Origin of the sequence: Micromonospora sp. NPDC049662 (assembly GCF_040675055.1) — a bacterium.
In the GTDB taxonomy this organism is placed as follows: domain Bacteria; phylum Actinomycetota; class Actinomycetes; order Mycobacteriales; family Micromonosporaceae; genus Micromonospora.
Genome location: NZ_JBFAOC010000002.1, coordinates 1 through 21,086, shown reverse-complemented (window position 1 = coordinate 21,086; position 21,086 = coordinate 1). Strand labels below are relative to the sequence as shown.

The window sequence follows — 21,086 nt, the reverse complement described above, 5'->3', positions numbered from 1 at the left end:
GCGTTGTGGCGCACGCCTCATGGACGGTCGTGGGACCAGCGGCCGGACTGATCGCGACGGGTGCGAGGATGAGGGCCGGCAGTGTCGCCGGGCCCGCCCTCGCCCTTGCGGAAGGATCTTCAGAACCGTGGCTGACGCACCGATCATCCGGATTCCCGACGAGATCAAGCCCGCCGACGGCCGTTTCGGCTGCGGCCCGTCCAAGGTCCGTCCGGCGGCCGTGTCCGCGCTCGCCGAGGTGGCGACCAGCTACCTGGGTACGTCGCACCGGCAGAAGACGGTCCGCGACCAGGTGGCCCGGCTGCGCTCCGGGATCGCCGAGTTCTTCTCCCTGCCCGAGGGCTACGAGGTCGTCATCGGCAACGGCGGCACCACCGCGTTCTGGGAGGTCGCCACCTTCGGCCTGGTCCGCGACCGGGCGCAGTTCGCCAGCTTCGGCGAGTTCGGCGCGAAGTTCGCCAAGTCGGTCAAGGACGCCCCGTTCCTGGGCGAGCCGACGGTCCGCAAGGCCGAAGCGGGCAGCGCCCCGGCCCTGGTCGCCGAGGCCGGCGTGGACGTGTACGCGACGCCGCAGAACGAGACCTCGACCGGCGTGGCCGTGCCGATCAGCCGGGTGGCCGGCGCGGACGAGGGGTCGCTGCTGCTGGTCGACGCCACCTCGGGCGCGGGTGGCCTGGAGGTCAACGTCGGCGAGACCGATGTCTACTACTTCGCGCCGCAGAAGTGCTTCGGCTCCGACGGTGGCCTGTGGCTGGCCCTGATGTCGCCGGCCGCGCTGGACCGGGCCGCCGAGGTCAAGGCGTCCGGGCGCTACATCCCGGCCTTCCTCGACCTGGTGACCGCGATCGACAACTCGCGGCTCGAGCAGACCTACAACACTCCGGCACTGGCCACCATCTTCCTGGCCGCCGAGCAGACCGACTGGATGAACGCGCAGGGCGGCCTGGCGTGGGCGGCGAAGCGCACGGCGGAGAGCGCCGCCACGGTGTACGGCTGGGCCGAGCGGTCCACGGTGGCCACTCCGTTCGTCACCGACCCGGCGCTGCGGTCCAACGTGGTCGCGACCATCGACTTCGCCGACGGGGTGGACGCCACCGCGATCGCCAAGGCGCTGCGCGCGAACGGCATCGTCGACACCGAGCCGTACCGCAAGCTCGGCCGCAACCAGTTGCGGGTGGCGCTGTTCCCGGCCGTCGAGCCGTCCGACGTCGAGGCTCTGACCGCCTCCATCGACTACGTGGTCGAGCGCCTCTGAGCTTCGTCACGGTGGGTGTCCGTTGACGCCTCGACGGACACCCACCGTGATCGTTGCCGCAGCTCAGTCACGACATGCGGGTGTCGCTTCCCCCACCCTGAGACAGATGCGCGTACGGTGGTCCGAGACGCCTGGGTGGCCGACTCGTGGCGTGCGGCCAGCGAAGCGGGACGGAGGCAACGCTATGCGCCCAGTACGCTTCGTCGCCCTCTCCGAGGACGGCCAGGCCCTGGTGCTCGCCGACGAGGTCGGGCGACTGCTCGCCCTGCCGATCGACGAGCGCATCGCCGGTGTGATGCACCCCGAGCCGGGTGCCCCGCCGCTCGCGGTGGCACCGAGCACCGTCGACCCGATTCCCTCACTGTCCCCCCGGGACATCCAGGCCCGCATCCGTTCCGGTGAGTCGGCCGAGGACGTCGCCCGGATCGCCGGAGTGCCGGTCGACCGGGTCCTGCGCTACGCCGGTCCGGTGCTCCAGGAGCGGGCCATGCTCGCCCAGCACGCCCGTCGCACCCGCCTCAAGGGCGCGGAGAAGCCCACCCCGCTCGCCGAGGTGGTCAACGGTCGGCTGAGCCAGCACGGCATCGACACCGAGAAGATCTCCTGGGACGCGTACCGGCGCGACGACGGCACCTGGCGGATCATCGCCACCTGGCCGTCGGGCAAGGCCACCGCGCAGGCCATCTGGGACATGGACAAGGCCCGGCAGGTGGTCACGCCGCACGACGACATGGCGCAATATCTGTGCGCCGAGCGGCCCACGCCGATCCTCGGCCAGGAGCCGGCGCCGGAGCGGAGCGGGCACGGCCTGCCCGGTCCCTCGCGCGGTGAGCCGAGTCGGGGTGGGCACGGGTTGCCGGCGGCGTCCGAGCACCCGCGACCGGGCCGGGATCCGATCCGGGCCGGCCGGGACGCTTTGCTCGCCTCGCTGGACCGTCCACTCGGCAGCTCGTCGGGTCGCGGGCTCGAACCGCGTACTCCGGCGGCTCTGGCCGGGTCCGACGCGCCCCGGCAGCGGCCGGTCGGCGGTGGCGCTGCCGCGCTGCTCGGCGGCGGCCAGGGGTCGGCCTTCGACGACGACTCGGACGCGCCCAAGGAGGTCCCGGCCGTGCCGTCGCTGGCGGTGCTGCGGCCCCGACGCACCGGCACGGCAGCCGCTGCGGCGGCCGGCGGCGAGTCCACCGACGCCAGCGGCAAGCCGCGCAAGCGGCTGCCGAGCTGGGACGACGTGCTCTTCGGCAGCGGTCCGGCCGCCCGAGAGTCCTCCTGACGCTCCGCGCTTGATCGACTCGGGTTCACGGAAGTCGCGCTGTCAGCACCCGTAAAACACCCCGACTTCCACGAACCCGAGTCGATCAAGGCCGTTCAGGCGGGCGCGCCGAGTCAGAGCGGCCAGGCGGCGAGCCGGTCGTAGCGCGAGCGTCCCGACCCGGGGTGGCTGCGCATCAGCAGCAGCTCGGTCGCCGGCCACTCCGGTCCCGCGTACTCGTCCAGCGCGGTGCGGTCGGCTTCGACGGCGGCCGGGTCCATCCGGTCCCCGGGCCGGGCCACGGTCAGGTGCGGGCGGAAGGGCTTGTCGTCGTGAGCCACCCCAGCGCGTCGCAGCCGGTCCCGGACCAGCCGGGCCAGGCCGTGCAGCGCCTCGACATCGCCCTGGGCGTCCACCCAGAGCACCGTGCGCCGACCGTCGCCGAACACGCCACCACCGCTGAGACGCAGCCGGGGCGGGGCATCGAGGCCGGCGCGGAACGAGTCGGCGGCGAGCCCGAGCGCACTCTCCACGTCGACGAGCCGGGCGGCCTCGACGTCACCGAGGAACGCCAGGGTGAGGTGCAGGTCCGCCGGGTCGGCGAGCCGCACCCGGGCACCAGCGGCCGCCGCCGCGCCGACCCGCAACCGCGCGATCTGCGCGCCGAGATGGTCGACCGCCTCCACGGGCGGGTTGACCGCGACGAACAGCCGCATTCGGGGGCCTGTCAACGGTGGCGTTGCCGGTGGCCAGCTCGGGCGGCCGGCAGGGTCAACCCGGCGGCGTGCAGCAGGCCCTCCACGCGTACCCGCTCGATCTCCTGGTCGACGCCGGTCAGCTCGGCCAGGTGTTCGCTGATCCCCAGGGCGCGGCAGGCCAGCCGGAGCCGGTCGTCGTACGCCTGGACCACCGCGCCGTGCCAGACCATCGGCCGGCCGATGCCGCCGAGTCGCTGACCGCCGAGGCGGCGCAGGTCGGCCGCGAGCTGTTCCAGGGGACGACGGTCGGTGCGGTCGAACTCGCTGAGGTCGATGTCCCGGGTCAGCGCGTCGGCTTCGATGGCTCGGTCGAGGCGGGCGATCGTGCGTCGCTCCCGCCGGCGCTCCCGCCACTCGGCCCAACCGCAGACCACCCGGTCGAGAATCTCGTCGTAGCAGAAGAGCAGGGCGAACACCGCCGGAATGCTGGCCATGGCGAGGAACGCCAGGGCCAGCATCAGCGCGCGTCCGACTCCCACGTATCGACGCTAAGCCCCGGCGTGCCACCTCGCCAGCGGTTTGGCCGCATCCGCGCTATCCGTCGATCGGGACCACGCTCGGGGCCCCTGCCCGGCGGTCGGCGGGGGCCCGAGCGCGTGGCTCAGCAGTCGGCGGAAGTGACGTAGAAGCGGGGCATGGGCAGCACCCGGAAGCGCAGCCGCGCACCGGAGCGGCGCAGTTGCCAGGTCAGCGCGATCAGCGCGGTGGCCAGCGAGATCAGCCCGCCCATCCAGATGCTCGCGCCGGCGCCGAAGCGCTCGGCCACCCAGCCGATCAGCGGTGCGCCGACCGGGTTGGTGCCCAGGAACACCAGCACCCACAGGGCCATCACCCGTCCCCGGAACGCGGCGTCCACGCCGAGCTGGACGCGCTGGTTGGCGGCCTGGGCGAAGAAGACCATGAAGAAGCCGGTGGGCACCAGCAGCGCGACGACCAGCCAGTACGCCGACGCGAAGCCGACCAGGGTGCCGAAGCTGGCGCAGCCGATCGCGGCGCCGAGCACCAGCCACACCGACGGGCGGCTGCGCCGGCCGGTGCCGCTGAGCGCGCCGCCCAGCGCGCCCACGGCAAGGGCGGTGCTGAACAGGCCGAACGAGGCGGCACCGGTGTTGAACACCGTCTTCGCCAGCGCGGCCAGGGTGAGCTGGAAGTTGAACAGCGACATGCCGATCACCGACATCACCGCCATCGGCAGCAGCAGGTCCGGCCGCCGCCACACGTACCGCAGCCCGTCGACGACCTTCGCGGACGCCCGCTCGTCGCGCGGTAGGAGCGCGTCGCGGTGCAGGTCGGCGGTCCGCATCCGGACGACGTTCACCAGCGGCGCGATGGAGCTGACGGCGGTGAACAGGAAGACCGGGCCGACGTCGAAGGCGGCGATCGCCAGACCGGCGACTGCCGGACCGACGATCCGGGCGGAGTTGAAGACGGCGGCGTTCAGCGACAGCGCGTTGGGCAGCAGCGGCGTGCCGACCAGTTCCGAGACGAACGCCTGGCGGACCGGGGTCTCCACGGCGTTGGCCGTGCCGAGGAGCGCGGCGAACGCGAAGACGTGCCAGAGCTGGACCAGGTCGGTGAGGACCAGCAGGGACATGCCGAGCGCCAGCACGCTCCAGAAGGCGTTCGCGGCGAACAGCAGGACCCGCTTGTCGTACCGGTCGGCGAGGCGGCCGGAGAAGAGCGTGAGCAGCAGCACCGGCGTGAACTGACAGGCGGTGACCACGCCGAGCGCGGTGGCCGAGTTGTCGGAAAGCTCGAGGACGAGCCAGTCCTGGGCGATGAACATCATCCAGACGCCGATCAGTTTGATCAGCTGCCCGGATGCGAAAAGGCGGTAGTTGCGGACCTGTAGGGACTGGAACATCGTGCTCAGCTTGGCCTGCACTCTCGGTGCGCCTCCTCAAGGACGTACGCGTCATCGTCAGGTGACGGCACGGCCCGGTGGCGCGGGCGCGGGCTCAGGCGCGAGCGAGCTGCTGGAGAATCTCGGCGGCCCTGTGCAGGGTCTCCCGTTCGTCCTCGTCGAGCGCGGCCAGCCGGTGGGCCAGCCATTCGTCGCGGGCCCGCTCGAACTGGTCGAGCACGGCCTGCCCTCCTTCGGTCGCCGCGAGGATGACCTGCCGGCCGTCGGTCGGGTGGGGGGTCCGCCGCACGAGGCCACGGTCCTCCAACTTCGCGACGATCTTGGTCATCGTCGGTGGCTGCACCCGTTCGATCTCGGCCAGTTCCCGGGGCGTCATCCCGCCCGCCAGCCGCAGGCTGGTGAGCGCGGAGACCTGGGTGACCGTGAGGTCGCCGACCGGCCGGGCCCGTCGGACCCGCCGGTTGAGTCGGGTGATCGCATCTCGCAACTGGGGAGCCAGTTGCGCCGGTGGCACGCGTTCCGCCGTCACCGTCCGCTCCGTCACGTTAGTTAGCTTAACTAGTGAGCCTGGCTAACGACATCTGTTATGACCAGGCTCACGGGGATGTTTGTGCAGTTCCGGGCGGGGAGTCACCATCGACTCCCCGCCCGGACGACACCTGTCAGAGCACCAGCGACTCGATGGGCCCGCGCAGGAAGTACAGCACGAAGAGGGCGGCCACCCCGTACAGCAGCGGGTGGATCTCCCGGGCCTTGCCCCGGGCCAGCTTGACCACCACGAAGGTGATCAGACCAGCACCGATCCCGTTCGAGATCGAGTAGGTGAACGGCATCAGCACGATGGTGAGGAACGCGGGAATCGCGATCTCGTAGTCCGACCAGTCGATCGTCCGTACCGCGGTCATCATCAGGAAACCGACCACCACCAGCGCCGTCGAGGCCGCCTCGAACGGCACGATCACCACCAGCGGCGCCAGGAACATCGCCAGCAGGAAGAGGGCGCCGGTGACCAGGTTGGCCACGCCGGTCCGGGCACCCTCCGCGACACCGGCCGCGCTCTCGATGTACGACGTGTTGCTCGACGTGCTGGCCGCACCGCCGGCCGCCGCCGCGATCGAGTCGACCAGCAGGATCTCCTTGGCCCTCGGCGGGGTGCCCTGCTCGTCCAGCAGGCCACCCTCCTGGCCGACCGCCACCATCGTGCCCATGGTGTCGAAGAAGTCCGTGATGAGCAGCGTGAAGATGAACATCAGCACGACGACCCAGCCGGCCCGACCCCACGAGTCGAGCACGTTGAACTTGCCGAGCAGCGACAGGTCCGGCACGTCGACAACCGTCTTGGGCAACTCCGGCACGTTCAGCGCCCAGCCCTTCGGATTGGGCTTGCCGTCGACGAACGACGGGCCGATGTTGCCGATCGCCTCCACGATCACCGCCAGCACGGTGGACGCGAGGATGCCGATCAGGATCGCGCCGCGGACCCGGCGCACCACGAGCACCAGCGTGAGCAGCAGGCCCACCACGAAGACGAGCAGTGGCCAGCTCAACAGCTTGCCGCCGACGCCCAGGCCGACCGGAACTGTGGTGTTGGCGGCGTCCGGGAGCCGCCGGACGAAGCCGGCGTCCACCAGACCGATGATGGTCAGGAAGAGGCCGATGCCGACGCCGATCGCCGTCTTCATCTGCGTGGGCACCGACCGGAACACCGCGGTACGCAGACCGGTCAGCACCAGCAGCGCGATGATCACACCCTCGATCACCACGAGGCCCATCGCGTCGGCCCAGGTCATCTCGGGAGCGATCTCGTACGCCACCAGGGCGTTGACGCCCAGACCGGCGGCGAGCGCCAGCGGGAACCGGCCGACGACACCCATCAGGATGGTCATCAGGCCGGCGACCAGCGCCGTCGCGGCGGCCAGCGCCGGAATCGGGAGAGTCTTGTTGTCGCCGTCGACCGCGCCGCCCAGGATCAGCGGGTTGAGCACGACGATGTACGCCATCGTGAAGAAGGTCGCCAGACCACCTCGTACCTCACGACTCAACGTTGAGCCGCGGGCGGAGATCTCAAAGAACCGGTCGAAGCCGTTACGCGGTTGAGCGGGGTTGGGAGGTGTGTCGTTCTCGGGCGGCGCTACTGCCATGAGGACCTCACAGGTGATCTTCCGGTTGTCGCGCGCATCGTCCCAGATCGCTGGCGGGCAGGGGAAGTGCATCGCGTACGCTTGCCCGATGCCGAACGACCAGCCACCGCGCCCCGCGCCGCTGGACCCGCCGATGGTGCCGTTCGCCGTCGCCGGCCTGATCGCGTGGGCGGTCGTCGGACTGGTGCTGCTGGTGTTCTTCCGGGGCTGGCTGACCGAGCACCATCACGAGAACTGGCTCTGGACCTGCCTGGCCGGTTTCCTGTGGGGCTTCCCCGGGCTCGCCGTCATGCTGCGGCACGACGCCAACCGACGCCGCCGCCGGGCGATCTGAACGCGCCGGCCCGCGCCGGAGCGCCGCTCAGGGGTGCCCGTACGGCTCCGCCGGCTCCCCCGCCTCGACCGAACCCGGCGCACGGCTGACCGACATGGCCTCCACGGCGCTGTCGTCGTACACCGTTGGTAGGTCCTCGACCGCGGTCTCGGCGGCCTCGATCAGCGTCTCGGAGTGCGCGCCGCAACCATGGTCGGCGCTGACCACCCGGCCGTCGTCGGGTGCGTAGAAGTTGCCGCACGCGCCGAACGCCGCCCGCATCGCCCCGGCCAACGGGAGGTAGAAGCCACAGGTGCCGCAGCGGGCGGCGGCCGGCGCGGCCGTGGAGATGGCGGCCGTCGGGCCGTGGTCGCCGTCGTACCAGCGCTGCGCCGCGTCGGCCCGACCCTCCCGGGAGAGCACCCGGGCCCGACCGAGACCCAGCTCCCAGGCCGTCTCCTCGACCGCCGGGTCGTCGGAGAGCAGGTAGCCGGGGACCAGCCGCTCATCCTCCGGAGCGGTCGGCAGCAGATCACCCGGGCCGAGGTCACCGGGCTTGAGCCGCTCCTGCCAGGGCAGCCAGCCGGGCGCGAGCAGCGCGTCCGGACCGGGCAGCAGCACCGTCTCGCAGATGGTCACCGTACGGCTGCGCGGGACGCGGGTCACGGTGACCGCCCACCGCCAACCGCGGTAGCCGGCGAGGCGACACTCGAAGTAGTGGGTGACCAGCCGATCGCCCTCGGACACGACCTGCAGGTGGTCGCCGACGTCGTCGGCGTCCACCTCGGTGATGCCGGCACGGGCCACCTCGACGGCGGCGGCGCAGACCTGGTCGAGACGGGCGGCACGGGTGGAGGCGGGCCTGGTCACCAGACCATTGTTCCCCATGCTCCCCGCAGGGGTGACAGGGACTCCCGGGGAACCTTTCGCCGCGACTGATGCGGCACACCTGCGTCGGATGGGCGAGGATGGTGCACATGCCGCCGTACTCCCACTCCGGGCGTTCCCTCCTCGGGCGGACCGTCGGCACCGGCATTCGGGCCATCCGTCTGCTCCTGCGCGGCTCGGTGGGCAGCGGCCGCTGGGTGACCCGCCGGGCCGGTCATGCCCGCGCGCGGGGCGCCGGCGGCGAGGTCGGCATGGTCCGGCTGTTCGACCTGCACGCGCTCTCCTGCGCGGGTGACACCCTGATCGCGATCGGCCTGGCCGGGACGATCTTCTTCAACGTGCCGCTGGGTGAGGCCCGCAGCAAGGTCGCGCTCTACCTGCTGGTGACCATGGTGCCGTTCGCGATGCTCGCGCCCGTGGTGGGGCCGCTGCTGGACCACTTCCGGCACGGCCGGCGGTACGCGCTGGCCGCCACCATGCTCGGCCGGGCGTTCCTGGCCTGGCTGATCTCGGACTACATCCACGGCTTCGGGCTCTATCCGGCCGCGTTCGGTGTGCTGGCGCTGTCGCGCGCCTACGGCGTGGCCCGCTCGGCGGCGGTACCCCGGCTGTTGCCGGAAGGGCTGGGCCTCTCCCAGGTGGGTGCCCGGGCCAGCGTGTACGGCACGGTGGCGGGCGCGCTGGTGGCCCCGATCGGGTTGGCCGCCTTCTGGTTCGGGCCGCAGTGGCCGCTGCGGGTCGCGTCGGTGATCTTCCTGATCGGCATGGTGATCTCGCTGCGGCTGCCCCCGAAGGCGGACTCGGAGCCACCCGAGCGCGTCCCTCGCGCGCTACGCGCCCTGGGCCGCCGCGCGGACCGGCCGCTGGGCCGGGGTCGGCCCGCCGGACGGCTGGTGATCGCCACCCTGATCGGCGCCGCAACCCTGCGGGCCGTGTACGGCTTTCTGCTGCTCTTCCTCGCGTTCGCCATCAAGAAGGGCGATCTGACCACCGGGGTGTTCGGGCGGGACCTGGGCGCGGAGTGGGCGCTGGGGCTGATCGGCGGCGCCCTGGCCGTCGGCAGCTTCCTGGCGACCGCGGTCGGCACCCGGTTGCGTATCCACCGGCCGACCGCCATCCAGTCCAGCAGCATGATCATCGTGGCGGGGGTGGGGGTACTCGCCGTCATCCAGTTCTCGCTGTTGATGGTGGCCCTGCTCTGCCTGGTCACCGCGCTGGTCAGCGGAGTGGCCAAACTCGCCGTGGACGCCTCGATTCAGGAGCGCATCCCGGAGCGGCTGCGGGCCAGCTCCTTCGCCCACTCCGAGACGGTGCTCATGCTCGCCTTCGTCGCCGGTGGCGGGCTCGGGCTGGTGCCGTTCGCCGGCCGGACCGGCATCGCGGTCGCCGCCGGGGTGGGCATCGTGGCCGCCGTCCGGGGAGTGCTGGTCGCCGCTCGGCTACGCACCGAGAAGCTGGCCGGCCGGCCGCTGGGTGACGACGAACTGGCCGAGGACGAGCCCGAGGTTGTCGCGCCCCAGACCGTCGCGCCCGAGACCGTCGCACCGACCTCGCCGGCGCCACCTCAGGCCACGTCGCAGCGGCAGGACGAAGCAGGGCTCGCGCCGCCGGGCTACCACATCTACCGGCCCTCTTCGTCGGTCGGCGGCCCGGGTGGGGGCGCGGACGACGAGACCCGCCGCGAGTCCCCCGGCTCGCTCTCGTGAGCGGTCTGCTGGTGGTGACCGCGGTGCCGGCCGAGGCGGACGCCGTACAGGCCGGGCTGACCGCCACCGACGTGACCGTCGCCCCGGTCGGGGTGGGCCCGGCCGTCGCAGGTGCCGCCACCGCGCGGCTGCTGACCCTGGCCGAGGCGGCCGGTCGTCCGTACCGTGCGGTGGTCAGTGCCGGCGTGGCCGGCGGCTTCACCGGGCGCGCAGCGGTCGGCGACACCGTGCTCGGCACCGCGAGCATCGCGGCCGACCTGGGCGCCGACTCACCGGACGGTTTCATCGGCATCGAGGATCTGGGCATGCCACCCGCGCTGCTCGGCGGCGGCAGCGTCGTCCCTGCACACCCGGCGTTACTGGCAACGCTGCGAGCCGCCCTACCCATGGCCACGATCGGCCCGGTGCTCACGGTCAGCACCGTCACCGGCACCGCCGCCGGCACCGAGGAGCTACGCCGGCGGCATCCGGAGGCGGTGGCCGAGGCCATGGAGGGGTACGGGGTAGCCGTCGCCGCCGCCCAGGCCGGAGTGCCCTTCGCCGAGCTGCGCACCATCTCCAACCCGATCGGCCCGCGCGACCGCGACGCCTGGCGGCTGCGCGAGGCCCTCACCGCGCTGACGAAGGCGGCTGCGGCACTGGGCTGACCCCGGGCGCGCCTCGGACGTCGAGCATCAGCGCCGACGGTCTGCTCGCTCGAAGTTCGAATCCGCAGGCGAGGAGAAAATCGACGTTGCCGAACTCGGCGACCGCGTGGGCGGCACGAAGGCCGGCCCGCGCCATCTCCTTGGCCAACAGCTCGACCAGCCGCCGTCCGATACCGAGAAACCGCAGGTCCGGAGCGACGACAACACCCTCGAGCACCACCTCACGCCGGTCGTCCAGTTCGTCGCCGAGGAGGAGGTCGACACTCCGTTCATGAGCCCGCAGCTCGCCGACCGGTCCCGCTCCGGGCAGCTCGGCGACGAACCGCCAAGAGGTGGCCGGCACGTCTTCGCCCGTACGCCGGAAAGTCACCCGTGCGCGGGCCTCCTGCCGCCACCGCCGCCGGTCCCGCCGAGCCCGGTCGAGGTCGTAGGTCAGCTCCGGCACGCGCAGAGGCCACGATCTCTGCGGAAGAGTGTACGAATGCGCCCACCACGCGCCCGGCCAGTCCTTGAGGGTCCGTACCCGGCGGACATCGAGGTGCGCCGGGTACCGACGGTCGGCCTCGTCCCGTGGCTCGTCGACAGGCATGCCCAGCGGCACGCCGCCCGAATCGGCGAACTTGCCGAGCGGCGGTTCGCCGTGCAGCCGGATCGCCAGCTCGCCCCCTGCCGCTCCGACGAGCCGCGCCACCGTGCGAAACGCCGGCTCGCCGCCCCGCCCCGCCTCGATCCGGGCCAGTGTGCTCTTCGGGACCCCGGACCGATCGGCCAACTCCCGTTGGCTCAGATCTGCACGTCGACGAAGATCGCGCAGCACCGCCCCCACGTCGATCGCATCCCCGCTGATCCCCACCCGTCCATGGTTTTCCGCACGGCGAGCGTCGTCAACAGCGCGCCCTACGCCTGTGGATAACCATGTGGACAACGCGCTTGGGCTGTGGGTATCCCTGTGGTGGTCGGCCCCTGTCGAGCTGCCCCAGAAGTGGGGCGCGGCCGATCGCCCGAAGGGCGGTACACCCCGGATCGCCCCCGCCCACCACCACGACCACCCGGATCCACTGACCACCGCGACAACCGAACGCCCCCACCGCCACGGCCACAGCGCGCACAGGCAGGGCACCCGCACGAGCGGCACAGGCACGGCACGGGCACCGCACGAGCACGGGCACGGGCGGGCACGCCATAGGCATCAAGCATCGCCACGACCCGCCGCCGCTGGCGCGATTGCGCCCCACATCTGGAGCAGCTCGACAGGGACCGACCTAACCACCCGCCACCACAGCCAGCAGTGCCCCTCGCCCTACATCCGGGGCAGCTCGACAGGGACCGACCTAACCACCCGCCACCACCGCCGCCCGTGCCCCCTCACCCCACATCCGGGGCAGCTCGACACCGAGCGACGTGACCTCTCGCACCTGGACGAGGGCACCGGAGGGGCAGGAGTCGGCGCCGGCCTGGTTTGTCGCGGATCACCAAGCACGGGGTCGCACCGACCGGCCGCGCGGGCGGGGCTAACGTGAAGGGCGTGGCGCTCTCCCTGGCGATCTCGCCCTGCCCCAACGACACGTTCGTGTTCGACGCCCTGGTGCACGGGCGGGTGCCCGGCGCACCGCCGGTCGAGGTGACCTACGCCGACGTCGACGTCACCAACACGGCGGCCGAGCGGGGCGCGTTCGACCTGGTGAAGGTGAGCTACGCGGCGCTGCCGTGGCTGCTCGACGACTACCACCTGCTGCCCTGCGGTGGCGCGCTCGGTCGCGGGTGCGGGCCGCTGGTGCTCACCCGGGGCGACCGCGCCGACCTGACCGGCGCCACGGTGGCCGTGCCGGGCGACCGGACGACCGCTTACCTGCTGTTCCGGCTCTGGTCGGCCGGACGGCCGCCAGCCCGGATCGAGGTGGTTCCGTTCCACGAGATCATGCCGGGCGTCGCGGCCGGCCGCTACGACGCGGGCCTGGTCATCCACGAGGCCCGCTTCACCTACCACCGGCACGGCCTGACCGCGCTCGTCGACCTCGGCGAGTGGTGGGAGGCCGACACGGGCCTGCCCATTCCCCTCGGCGCGATCCTGGCCCGTCGCGGCGCGGTCGACCCGGAGGCCGCCGCCGGCTGGATCCGCGAGTCCGTCCGGCAGGCCTGGGCGGACCCGACGGTCAGCCGGGAGTACGTCCTCGCGCACGCCCAGGAAATGGAACTCGACGTGGTGGACCGGCACATCGGCCTCTACGTCAACGAGTTCACGGCCGACCTGGGTGAGGCCGGCTTCGCCGCGGTGACGGCGCTCCTCGACCGCGCCGCCACCGCCGGGCTGGTGCCTCAGACCTCCAGCTCGCGCGCGACCGCGTGGACCAGCTGAGCGATCTTCTGCGCGGTCTTCTTGTCCGGGTACCGGCCCCGACGCAGGTCCGGCTGGACCTTCGCCTCCAGCACCTTGATCATGTCTTCGACGAGGCCGTGCAGCTCCTCGGCCGGCCGGCGCCGCAGCTCCGCCATCGACGGCGGCGCGTCCAGCAGTTTCACGCCCATGGCCTGGGCGCCACGGCGGCTGTCCACCACGCTGAAGTCGACCCGCTGACCACCCTTGAGGTCGGTGACGCCCGCCGGCAACGCGCCCTTGGGCAGGAACACGTCACCGCCCTCGTCACTGGTGACGAAGCCGTATCCCTTGGCCGTGTCGTACCACTTCACTCGACCCGTAGGCACCTGAAAACCCCTGCTTCACTTGAGCCGCTACTGCTCCAAGGCTAGCTGGATCATGCCGTCGAGCGCCGCTGGGAATCCGGTGAGATCGTCCAGCACGACGCTCGCCCCCGCCGCACGCAGCTCATCCGGGGAACACGGGCCCGTCGCCACGGCGATTCCGGGCACGCCGGCAACCCCCGCCGCCACCATGTCCGCCACGTGATCGCCCACGTAGTGGGTCGCGCCGTGCTCCCGAAGGGCGGTCGCCTTCTGCTCGGCGAACAGGTCACCGGCGAGCTCGTCCACCACCAGGCCGAGGTGGTCCAGGTGTAGCCGGGCCAACCGGGCGATCTTGGAGGTGACGACGAGCACCCTTCCGCCCCGGGCACGGATCGCGTCGATGGCCTCCCGCGCGCCGGGCATCGGGACCGTCGGGGTGATCGCGTACGCCGGGTACAGCTCGCGGTACAGCAGGACGGCCGATTCGACCTGCTCCGGTGGGAACCAGTGCGCGATCTCGGTGCGCAGCGGCGGGCCGAGGCGGGACACCGCCAGGTCGGCGTCCACCGGAACGCCCGTCCTCGCGGTCAGCGCCCGGTAGGCCGCGGCGATGCCGGGGCGGGAGTCCACCAGGGTCATGTCGAGGTCGAATCCGACGGTCGGTGCAGACATGCCGAGAAACCTACTCGCCGACGCACAGCCGGCCGTACGTCCGAGGGGCGCGACCGGCCCACCCCGGGCTAGCGTGGAAAGACGATGACCACCTCACTCGCCGACCATCTGCGGTCGCTGCCCGACGAGTCCCTGGCCGCACTCCTGCAACTGCGGCCGGACCTCGTCGTGCCCGTGCCGGCCGACATCTCCGCTCTGGCCATCCGCGCCCAGTCCCGGGTCTCGGTGGCCCGCGCGCTGGACGGGCTGGACCAGTTCACCCTGCTGATCCTGGACGCCGGCCGGCTCACCCGGCACCCGGACGAGGGCACGACCGCCATCGACACGATTCTCGCCATGGCGACCGCTGGGCCGCACCCACCGGCGCCGACCGCGGTCCGGGCCGCCGTGGGCCGGCTGAGGGCGCTGTTCCTGCTGTACGGCCCCGAGCACGCCATGTACGTGGCGGCCGCCGTCGACGAGGTCTCCCCGTACCCCGCTGGACTTGGTCGGCCCGCCGCGGACCTGGACGTTCGCGCGGCCGCCCTCTGCGCGGACCCGGCGAAACTGCGCCGGACGCTGCTCGCGGCGCCCCCGTCGGCCCGGGCGATCCTGGACCGGCTGGCGGCCGGGCCGCCGGTCGGTAGCGTGCCCCCGGGCGCGTTGCAGGCACCGGCGATCGGCGCGCAGGACGCCGTCCTCGCCGACCCGATCAACGGCGGCGCGCCCACCGGCTCACCGGTGCGCTGGCTGGTCGACAATCGGCTGCTGGTGACCGTCTCGGCCGGCTCGGGGACGGCTGGCGGCACCGTCGAGCTGCCCCGCGAGGTCGGCCTCCTGCTGCGGCGCGACAGCGGTCCGCTCGGGCCGTTGCAGACCAGCCCGCCGTCGGTGGCTGCCGCTCCCCGCGAGCCCAAGATGGTCGACTCGGCCGGCGCCGGGCAGACCATGGAGGTGGTCCGGCACACCGAAGGACTGCTGGAACAGCTCGCCGCCGAACCCGCCCCGGTGCTGCGGTCGGGTGGCATCGGCGTCCGCGACCTGCGCCGGCTGGCCCGCACCGCCGGCCTGGACGAGCCGACCACCGCGCTGCTGCTCGAGGTGGCGTACGCGGCGGGGCTCGCCGGTGAGATGGAGCTGCCCGGTGCGACCACCGGTCGGTACGGGGCGGACCAGCAGGTGCTGCCGACCGGCGGGTACGAGGTGTGGCGGGCCGGATCACTGGCCCAACGGTGGGAGCACCTGGCCCGCGCCTGGATGACCATGACCCGGCAGGTGGGGTTGGTCGGGCGGCGTGACGACCGGGACCGGCCGATCACCGCGCTCTCGGCGGAGGCCGAGCGGGCCGGTGCGCCGGCAACCCGCCGGGCGGTGCTCGGGGTGCTCGCCGACCTGGAGCCGGCGACCGCGCCCACCCCGGAGGAGTTGCAGGCCCTGCTGGACTGGCGGACGCCACGGCGCAGCCGAGGTCGGGAGGCCGCCCACCGGGAGGTGCTGGCCGAGGCGGCGCAGCTCGGTATGACCGGGCTGGGGGCGCTCACCTCGTACGGACGGTTGTTGCTGGGCGAGCTGACGTCGACCGACGAGTCCGGCGGCGACCCGCTGGGGTTGCACGCGGACACCGAGAGTGGCGATCCGTCCGGTGCGGCGCGGGCGTTGGACGCGCTGCTGCCCGCCCCGGTCGACCACTTCCTGGTGCAGGCCGACCTGACCGTGGTGGTGCCCGGCCCGCCCGAGCCGGCGCTCGCCGCCGAGTTGGAGGCGACGACGGAACTCGAGTCGGCCGGCGGGGCGAGTGTGCACCGGGTCACCACGGCGAGCGTCCGGCGGGCGTTGGACGCCGGTTACACGGCCGACGACCTGCACGAGTTGTTCCGTCGCCGGTCGCGTACCCCGGTGCCGCAGGGGCTCAGCTACCTGGTGGACGACGTGGCCCGTAAGCACGGCGGGCTGCGGGCCGGCTCGGCCGGGGCGTACCTGCGCAGCGACGACGAGGCGCTCCTCACCGAGGTGCTGGCCGACCGGCGGCTGGAGTCGCTGACGCTGCGTCGGTTGGCGCCGACGGTGTTGACCACCCCGTACCAGGTCAGCCGGATGCTCACCGCGCTGCGGGAGGCGGGCTACGCGCCGGTGCAGGAGGACGGCATGGGCAGCACGATGCTGATTCGGCCACGGGTCCGGCGCGCTCCGGCGCGGGTAGGGGTGACCACCAGGACGCTGGACCCGCTGGTTACCCCGAAGCTGCCGATGCCCCGGCTGCTCGGGGTGGTGGAGCACATCCGGCGGGGTGATGCGGCGGCGCGGGCGGCCCGTCGCGCCCCGGCGGTGGTCCGGGGTGGGGCGGCGGGGCTGGGCGGTGGCCCGGTGCCGGCGCACACGCACAGCGAGGCGCTCGCCGTGCTCCAGCAGGCGGTCCGGGACCGGGCGCTGGTCTGGGTCGGGTATGTGGACGCCCACGGGGCGACCGCGTCGCGGCTGGTGAAGCCGGTCTCGATCGGGGCGGGCTACCTGCGCGCCGAGGACGAGCGGACCGAAATGCTGCACACCTTCGCGCTGCACCGGATCACCGCGGCGGTGCTGGCGGACTGAGCGGCTCCGTTCTCCCGTGGTCGCTCAGCGGCGGCTGCGTCGTACGGTGCCGACCACCGAGATGAGCAGCAGGAGGGCGAAGCCGGCCCCGGCCGACTCGCCGACCGAGTCGACGAAGCCCTGTTGGAGCACCAGCCACCCGAAGAGGAACCACCCGAAGAGCAGCGCCGCCGCGAAGGCGTACGCGAACACCGTCGCGCGGGACACCTCGTCGGGCGGCGCCTGCTCGTACTGCGCGACCACTTCACGGTCGACCGTCATACCCAGCCTCCCCGCCCGATCCGGCCCTGGACTCCCAGCGTGACACTCCGGTGACCGGTCCGACAGGGGATAAAACCCGGAAAGGAGGGCGTGTCGCTCAGGTGCCGGGGCGGCGACCGATCAGCACCACGCGGGTGCCGACCTTGCCCAGCTCCCACATCCGGACCGCGTCGGCGTGCAGGAGGTTGACGCAGCCGTGCGAGCCGATCGACTTGTCGTGCAGGTAGGTGGTGGTCTCGTGGAAGCCCATGCCCTGGGTGAAGTGCTGCCAGTACGGCAGCCACACCTCGTACGGGTCGGACCACTCCTTCGGGTTACGGAAGTTGACCGTGTACGTGCCGGAAGGGGTGCGGAAGCCGGACATTCCGGTGCGGGTCACGGTCGGCGCCATGACCACCTTGCCGCCCCGCATCGCCCAGACGGTCTGCCGGGTCAGGTCCACGCAGAACGTGGTGCCCGCGCCGGCCCGGCAGCGGGTCGTGTCGGTGGTGGCGAGGCGCTGGGCCACGTCGAGGGTGGTCGGTCCGGCGCGACCCTCAACGGGGCGAATGCCGTACCTCTGCTGGAACTTCTTGATGGCGGCGCAGTCGGCGGCGGACTGCCGCCCGTCGACGGTGACGGCCCCGAACCCGCCGAGGCGGGCGAGGTACGTCTCCACCGCGCGCTGGTGCTGGCCCTGTGGGCAGCCGGCGGCGGTCGGCGCGCCGGTGCTCGGGGTCGACGCCGCGCGGGTCGGCTTCGGCGTGGGTTTTCGAGAGGGTTTCGGGGCGGACGACGGTGTGGTGGGCCGGCCGTGCTGGGCCGGCCCGGACGTGCCGCTCGCCCCCGATGCCTGCTCCGCCGCACCGACCGGAGCGGCTCCCCCGCCACCACTCCCGCCGGACCGCGGATCGAACGTGCACGCGCCGGCACCGACCAGCACGACCACCACCAGGGCAAACAGCCGGGAAGTGTGCCGGACACGCCGCATGGCACCTCCCCTGGACAGTTGTCCCTTTCCTAGACGTTCGTAAGTGCCGTCCTGGTTGCATCCGGTGAGCATCTTTCTTGGGACGTTTCCCGTCGTGCAACACTGGATGGTCGGCCCGCAGCGGGTGTGCGACCGCGGCGGTCCCGACGGCCAACCGAGGAGAGGACGCTGGCGTGAGTGGTGGACCCCTGATCGTGCAGTCGGACAAGACGCTGCTGCTGGAGATCGACCACCCCGACGCGCAGGCCTGCCGGATGGCGATCGCGCCCTTCGCCGAGTTGGAACGGTCTCCGGAGCACGTGCACACGTACCGGCTGACCCCGCTCGGGTTGTGGAACGCCCGCGCGGCGGGGCACGACGCCGAGGGCGTGGTCGACTCGCTGATCAAGTACTCGCGCTACCCGGTGCCACACGCGCTGCTGGTGGACGTGGCCGAGACGATGGACCGGTACGGCCGGCTCCAACTCGCCAACGATCCCGCGTACGGGCTGGTGCTGCGGGCGCTGGACCGGCTGGTGCTGATCGAGGTGGCGAAGAGCAAGAAGCTCGCCGGCATGCTCGGCGACAAGATCGACGACGACACGATCCGGGTGCACCCGTCCGAGCGGGGCCGGCTCAAGCAGGCGCTGCTCAAGCTGGGCTGGCCGGCGGAGGACCTGGCCGGTTACGTGGACGGCGAGGCGCACCCGATCGAGCTGGCCGAGGCCGGCAAGGACGGGCGCAAGCCGTGGACGCTGCGGTCGTACCAGCGGGAGGCCGTCGAGGCGTTCTGGGCCGGCGGGTCGGGCGTGGTCGTGTTGCCCTGTGGGGCCGGCAAGACCCTGGTCGGCGCGGCGGCGATGGCCGAGGCGAAGGCGACGACGCTGATCCTGGTCACCAACACCGTCGCCGGCCGGCAGTGGAAGCGCGAGCTGATCGCCCGCACGTCGCTGACCGAGGAGGAGATCGGCGAGTACTCGGGCGAGCGCAAGGAGATCCGCCCGGTCACCATCGCCACGTACCAGGTGCTCACCTCCCGAAAGGGGGGCGTGTTCACCCACCTGGACCTGTTCGGCGCCCGCGACTGGGGCCTGGTCGTCTACGACGAGGTGCACCTGCTGCCCGCGCCGATCTTCCGCTTCACGGCGGACCTCCAGGCCCGCCGCCGGCTGGGCCTGACGGCCACTCTGGTACGCGAGGACGGCCGCGAGGGCGACGTGTTCAGCCTGATCGGGCCGAAGCGGTACGACGCGCCGTGGAAGGACATCGAGTCGCAGGGCTGGATCGCCCCGGCCGAGTGTGTCGAGGTCCGGGTGACGCTGACCGACGCGGAGCGGATGTCGTACGCGACGGCGGAGGCCGAGGAACGCTACCGGATGGCGGCGACCGCGCGCACCAAGCTGCCCGTGGTCAAGGCCCTCGTTGACCGGCACCCGAACGACCAGGTGCTGGTGATCGGCGCGTACATCGACCAGTTGCACCAGATCGGCGAGTACCTGGACGCGCCGATCGTGCAGGGCTCCACCACCAACAAGGAGCGCGAGCGGCTGTTCGACGCGTTCCGCACCGGCGAGCTACGCACGTTGGTGATCTCCAAGGTCGGCAACTTCTCCATCGACCTGCCCGAGGCGGCGGTGGCGATCCAGGTGTCCGGCACGTTCGGGTCACGGCAGGAGGAGGCCCAGCGGTTGGGTCGGGTGCTGCGTCCGAAGGCCGACGGCCGGCAGGCGCACTTCTACACGGTCGTCTCCCGGGACACGATCGACACCGAGTACGCGGCACACCGGCAGCGCTTCCTCGCCGAGCAGGGGTACGCGTACACGATCGTCGACGCCGACGACGTCCTCGGCCCGTCCCTACCGTCCTTCGACTGACCTGCGTTTTTGCTTTGTCGGCTTGATCGACTCGGTTTCCTGGAGGCCGGGGTGTCCCGAGCGCCCGGACACCCCTCCTTCCTGGAACCCGGCCTCGGTCAGCGGGAGAAGCGGTCGACCAGCGCTGCCAGCCGGCGGTCGTGGCCTTCGCGGCGGAGGCGGGCGCTGCGCATGAGCGTGACCAGACCGTGCAGGCCGCTCCAGAACGTCTCGGTGAGAGTCTCCAGGTCGGCGTCGCCGGCGAACGGCCGTACCGTCTCGGCCAGTTCGGCGAAACCCCGGGCGAGATCGGTCGGGACGTCCGAGCTGGCGAACGGCAGGTCCACGGCGAGGGTGAACATCGCGTCGTAGAGGGCGGGTCGCTGGTCGGCGAACGCGACGTACGCCGCAGCGACGTCGGCGACCGCCTGCCGTGGGTCGGCCGCGGCCGCACGGGCGGTCACCAGCGCGGTCGCCAGTTCAGCGAAGCCCTCGACGGCGACCGCCGCCATGATGGCGTCCTTGCCCTTGAAGTGGCTGTAGAGGACGGGCTGGCTGTACTCGATCTCGGCGGCCAGCCGCCTGGTCGTCACCGCGTCCCAGCCTTCCGCCAGGGCTAACTCCCGGGCGGCGGCGACGATGGCGCGTTCCCGTTCCGCCCGCTCGCGCTCCCGGCGCGTCTGAGTCGACATGACAGCAATGCTAGCACCGCTAGCGAATCTGTCCGCGCTCTGCTAGCGTCGCTCTTATACCTAGCAGCGCTAGCAATTGGAGCGGATCATGTTGTCACCCCTGGCCTACGGGCTCGCCGTCGTACTCAGTCTCTTCGTCCTCTTCATCGGCGCACGGTTCCTGCTGGTGCCGCGGGCCGCAGCCGCCGGGTACGGCGTGCCGGCCCGGCCGGGCGACTCGGCCTACCTGACGGTCAAAGGGCTCAAGGACGTCACCTTCGGGCTGCTCGGCCTCGCCCTGATCGCCTTCACCACCGCCGACGCGGTCGCGTGGTACATGCTGATCGTCGCGCTCGTCCCCCTGGGCGACACCCTCATCGTGCTGCGCAACGGCGGAACGAAGGCCGTGGCCTTCGGCATCCACTTCGCGACGGCCGTAGTGGTCCTCCTAAACGCCGCCCTCCTCTTCGCCCTGTAACCCCCAGGGCTCGCCCCCAGGCTGGCCCTGTTGATCAAGAGGTTCGCGTCAAATTCCGCCCGATCGGTGACGCGAACCTCTTGATCACCGGGCTGGTCGGGGACCGGCGGGGGCTGGTCGGGGTGGGGGTG

At 72.2% G+C, this 21,086-nt stretch carries 21 protein-coding genes; 9 read left to right on the top strand and 12 right to left on the bottom strand.

What is annotated here, in order from left to right; genetic code table 11:
* Positions 1 to 127: 127 nt before the first annotated feature.
* Positions 128 to 1,255 carry a phosphoserine transaminase gene (gene serC / locus AB0J36_RS01935; protein WP_357123924.1) on the top strand — a complete coding sequence of 376 codons (1,128 nt, stop codon included), beginning with the start codon at positions 128 to 130 and terminating at the stop codon, positions 1,253 to 1,255.
* Between the two features lie 184 nt (positions 1,256 to 1,439).
* Positions 1,440 to 2,525, top strand: coding sequence for a septation protein SepH (gene sepH / locus AB0J36_RS01930; RefSeq protein WP_357123921.1), 1,086 nt, complete (start codon positions 1,440 to 1,442; stop codon positions 2,523 to 2,525).
* Positions 2,526 to 2,638: 113 nt separating this feature from the next.
* On the opposite strand, the gene thpR is transcribed toward sepH, so the two are convergent.
* From thpR to AB0J36_RS01905, 5 genes are all read right to left on the bottom strand, one after another.
* Positions 2,639 to 3,220 (bottom strand): RNA 2',3'-cyclic phosphodiesterase, encoded by a 582-nt coding sequence (gene thpR / locus AB0J36_RS01925; RefSeq protein WP_363660031.1) that lies wholly within the window; start codon positions 3,218 to 3,220, stop codon positions 2,639 to 2,641.
* Positions 3,221 to 3,231: 11 nt separating this feature from the next.
* Positions 3,232 to 3,741, bottom strand: a complete 510-nt coding sequence (locus AB0J36_RS01920; RefSeq protein ID WP_357171977.1) for a hypothetical protein — start codon at positions 3,739 to 3,741, stop codon at positions 3,232 to 3,234.
* Between the two features lie 122 nt (positions 3,742 to 3,863).
* Positions 3,864 to 5,147, bottom strand: coding sequence for an MFS transporter (locus tag AB0J36_RS01915; RefSeq protein WP_357123912.1), 1,284 nt, complete (start codon positions 5,145 to 5,147; stop codon positions 3,864 to 3,866).
* Positions 5,148 to 5,220: 73 nt separating this feature from the next.
* On the bottom strand, positions 5,221 to 5,670 hold the full coding sequence (locus tag AB0J36_RS01910; RefSeq protein WP_355049191.1) for a MarR family transcriptional regulator: 450 nt from the start codon (positions 5,668 to 5,670) through the stop codon (positions 5,221 to 5,223).
* Positions 5,671 to 5,788: 118 nt separating this feature from the next.
* Positions 5,789 to 7,267, bottom strand: a complete 1,479-nt coding sequence (locus AB0J36_RS01905; RefSeq protein ID WP_357123907.1) for an NCS2 family permease — start codon at positions 7,265 to 7,267, stop codon at positions 5,789 to 5,791.
* Between the two features lie 88 nt (positions 7,268 to 7,355).
* On the opposite strand from AB0J36_RS01905, the gene AB0J36_RS01900 reads away from it, so the two are divergent.
* Complete coding sequence (locus AB0J36_RS01900; protein ID WP_357123904.1) at positions 7,356 to 7,601, top strand: DUF2530 domain-containing protein; 246 nt, start codon at positions 7,356 to 7,358, stop codon at positions 7,599 to 7,601.
* A 27-nt stretch (positions 7,602 to 7,628) separates the two neighbouring features.
* Here the strand turns inward: AB0J36_RS01900 and AB0J36_RS01895 are convergent, their stop codons facing one another.
* A complete protein-coding gene (locus AB0J36_RS01895; RefSeq protein ID WP_357123901.1) occupies positions 7,629 to 8,468 on the bottom strand; it encodes a DUF3027 domain-containing protein in 840 nt (279 codons plus the stop codon).
* Between the two features lie 89 nt (positions 8,469 to 8,557).
* On the opposite strand from AB0J36_RS01895, the gene AB0J36_RS01890 reads away from it, so the two are divergent.
* Together AB0J36_RS01890 and AB0J36_RS01885 are read left to right on the top strand one after the other, a co-directional pair.
* Positions 8,558 to 10,174, top strand: coding sequence for an MFS transporter (locus tag AB0J36_RS01890; RefSeq protein ID WP_357123898.1), 1,617 nt, complete (start codon positions 8,558 to 8,560; stop codon positions 10,172 to 10,174).
* Positions 10,171 to 10,821 (top strand): futalosine hydrolase, encoded by a 651-nt coding sequence (locus AB0J36_RS01885; protein ID WP_357123895.1) that lies wholly within the window; start codon positions 10,171 to 10,173, stop codon positions 10,819 to 10,821. The genes AB0J36_RS01890 and AB0J36_RS01885 overlap by 4 nt, the downstream gene beginning before the upstream one ends.
* Here the strand turns inward: AB0J36_RS01885 and AB0J36_RS01880 are convergent.
* Positions 10,784 to 11,674, bottom strand: a complete 891-nt coding sequence (locus tag AB0J36_RS01880) for a GNAT family N-acetyltransferase (protein ID WP_363660030.1) — start codon at positions 11,672 to 11,674, stop codon at positions 10,784 to 10,786. The genes AB0J36_RS01885 and AB0J36_RS01880 overlap by 38 nt on opposite strands.
* A 672-nt stretch (positions 11,675 to 12,346) precedes the next feature.
* Here AB0J36_RS01880 and AB0J36_RS01875 point away from each other — a divergent pair.
* A complete protein-coding gene (locus AB0J36_RS01875) occupies positions 12,347 to 13,177 on the top strand; it encodes a 1,4-dihydroxy-6-naphthoate synthase (RefSeq protein WP_355049197.1) in 831 nt (276 codons plus the stop codon).
* Here AB0J36_RS01875 and AB0J36_RS01870 read toward each other — a convergent pair.
* Together AB0J36_RS01870 and AB0J36_RS01865 are read right to left on the bottom strand one after the other, a co-directional pair.
* The gene (locus tag AB0J36_RS01870; protein ID WP_088986676.1) at positions 13,138 to 13,524 is read right to left on the bottom strand and encodes a cold shock domain-containing protein; all 387 of its coding nucleotides are present in this window, start codon (positions 13,522 to 13,524) and stop codon (positions 13,138 to 13,140) included. The genes AB0J36_RS01875 and AB0J36_RS01870 overlap by 40 nt on opposite strands.
* Before the next feature lie 27 nt (positions 13,525 to 13,551).
* Complete coding sequence (locus tag AB0J36_RS01865) at positions 13,552 to 14,175, bottom strand: HAD family hydrolase (RefSeq protein WP_357123888.1); 624 nt, start codon at positions 14,173 to 14,175, stop codon at positions 13,552 to 13,554.
* An 84-nt stretch (positions 14,176 to 14,259) separates the two neighbouring features.
* On the opposite strand from AB0J36_RS01865, the gene AB0J36_RS01860 reads away from it, so the two are divergent.
* The gene (locus AB0J36_RS01860) at positions 14,260 to 16,743 is read left to right on the top strand and encodes a helicase-associated domain-containing protein (RefSeq protein ID WP_357123885.1); all 2,484 of its coding nucleotides are present in this window, start codon (positions 14,260 to 14,262) and stop codon (positions 16,741 to 16,743) included.
* Between the two features lie 24 nt (positions 16,744 to 16,767).
* Here AB0J36_RS01860 and AB0J36_RS01855 read toward each other — a convergent pair whose 3' ends face one another.
* Both AB0J36_RS01855 and AB0J36_RS01850 read right to left on the bottom strand, forming a co-directional pair.
* Positions 16,768 to 17,004 (bottom strand): hypothetical protein, encoded by a 237-nt coding sequence (locus AB0J36_RS01855; protein WP_357123881.1) that lies wholly within the window; start codon positions 17,002 to 17,004, stop codon positions 16,768 to 16,770.
* A gap of 97 nt (positions 17,005 to 17,101) precedes the next feature.
* Positions 17,102 to 17,974: a L,D-transpeptidase family protein gene (locus AB0J36_RS01850; protein WP_357123877.1), complete on the bottom strand. Its 873-nt coding sequence runs from the start codon at positions 17,972 to 17,974 to the stop codon at positions 17,102 to 17,104.
* A gap of 173 nt (positions 17,975 to 18,147) precedes the next feature.
* Here AB0J36_RS01850 and AB0J36_RS01845 point away from each other — a divergent pair, with 173 nt between their 5' ends.
* Positions 18,148 to 19,827, top strand: coding sequence for a DNA repair helicase XPB (locus tag AB0J36_RS01845; RefSeq protein ID WP_357123874.1), 1,680 nt, complete (start codon positions 18,148 to 18,150; stop codon positions 19,825 to 19,827).
* A gap of 98 nt (positions 19,828 to 19,925) precedes the next feature.
* Here the strand turns inward: AB0J36_RS01845 and AB0J36_RS01840 are convergent, their stop codons facing one another.
* On the bottom strand, positions 19,926 to 20,498 hold the full coding sequence (locus AB0J36_RS01840) for a TetR/AcrR family transcriptional regulator (RefSeq protein ID WP_357123871.1): 573 nt from the start codon (positions 20,496 to 20,498) through the stop codon (positions 19,926 to 19,928).
* Positions 20,499 to 20,586: 88 nt separating this feature from the next.
* Here AB0J36_RS01840 and AB0J36_RS01835 point away from each other — a divergent pair, with 88 nt between their 5' ends.
* A complete protein-coding gene (locus AB0J36_RS01835; RefSeq protein WP_357123868.1) occupies positions 20,587 to 20,955 on the top strand; it encodes a DUF4267 domain-containing protein in 369 nt (122 codons plus the stop codon).
* Positions 20,956 to 21,086 lie beyond the last annotated feature (131 nt).

Coding starts and splice junctions, on each gene's coding strand:
- sepH (WP_357123921.1), top strand. CDS start 1,440: ATGCGCCCAGTACGCTTCGTCGCCCTCTCCGAGGACGGCCAGGCCCTG.
- thpR (WP_363660031.1), bottom strand. CDS start 3,220: ATGCGGCTGTTCGTCGCGGTCAACCCGCCCGTGGAGGCGGTCGACCAT.
- AB0J36_RS01905 (WP_357123907.1), bottom strand. CDS start 7,267: ATGGCAGTAGCGCCGCCCGAGAACGACACACCTCCCAACCCCGCTCAA.
- AB0J36_RS01900 (WP_357123904.1), top strand. CDS start 7,356: ATGCCGAACGACCAGCCACCGCGCCCCGCGCCGCTGGACCCGCCGATG.
- AB0J36_RS01895 (WP_357123901.1), bottom strand. CDS start 8,468: ATGGGGAACAATGGTCTGGTGACCAGGCCCGCCTCCACCCGTGCCGCC.
- AB0J36_RS01890 (WP_357123898.1), top strand. CDS start 8,558: ATGCCGCCGTACTCCCACTCCGGGCGTTCCCTCCTCGGGCGGACCGTC.
- AB0J36_RS01865 (WP_357123888.1), bottom strand. CDS start 14,175: ATGTCTGCACCGACCGTCGGATTCGACCTCGACATGACCCTGGTGGAC.
- AB0J36_RS01860 (WP_357123885.1), top strand. CDS start 14,260: ATGACCACCTCACTCGCCGACCATCTGCGGTCGCTGCCCGACGAGTCC.
- AB0J36_RS01855 (WP_357123881.1), bottom strand. CDS start 17,004: ATGACGGTCGACCGTGAAGTGGTCGCGCAGTACGAGCAGGCGCCGCCC.
- AB0J36_RS01850 (WP_357123877.1), bottom strand. CDS start 17,974: ATGCGGCGTGTCCGGCACACTTCCCGGCTGTTTGCCCTGGTGGTGGTC.
- AB0J36_RS01840 (WP_357123871.1), bottom strand. CDS start 20,498: ATGTCGACTCAGACGCGCCGGGAGCGCGAGCGGGCGGAACGGGAACGC.
- AB0J36_RS01835 (WP_357123868.1), top strand. CDS start 20,587: ATGTTGTCACCCCTGGCCTACGGGCTCGCCGTCGTACTCAGTCTCTTC.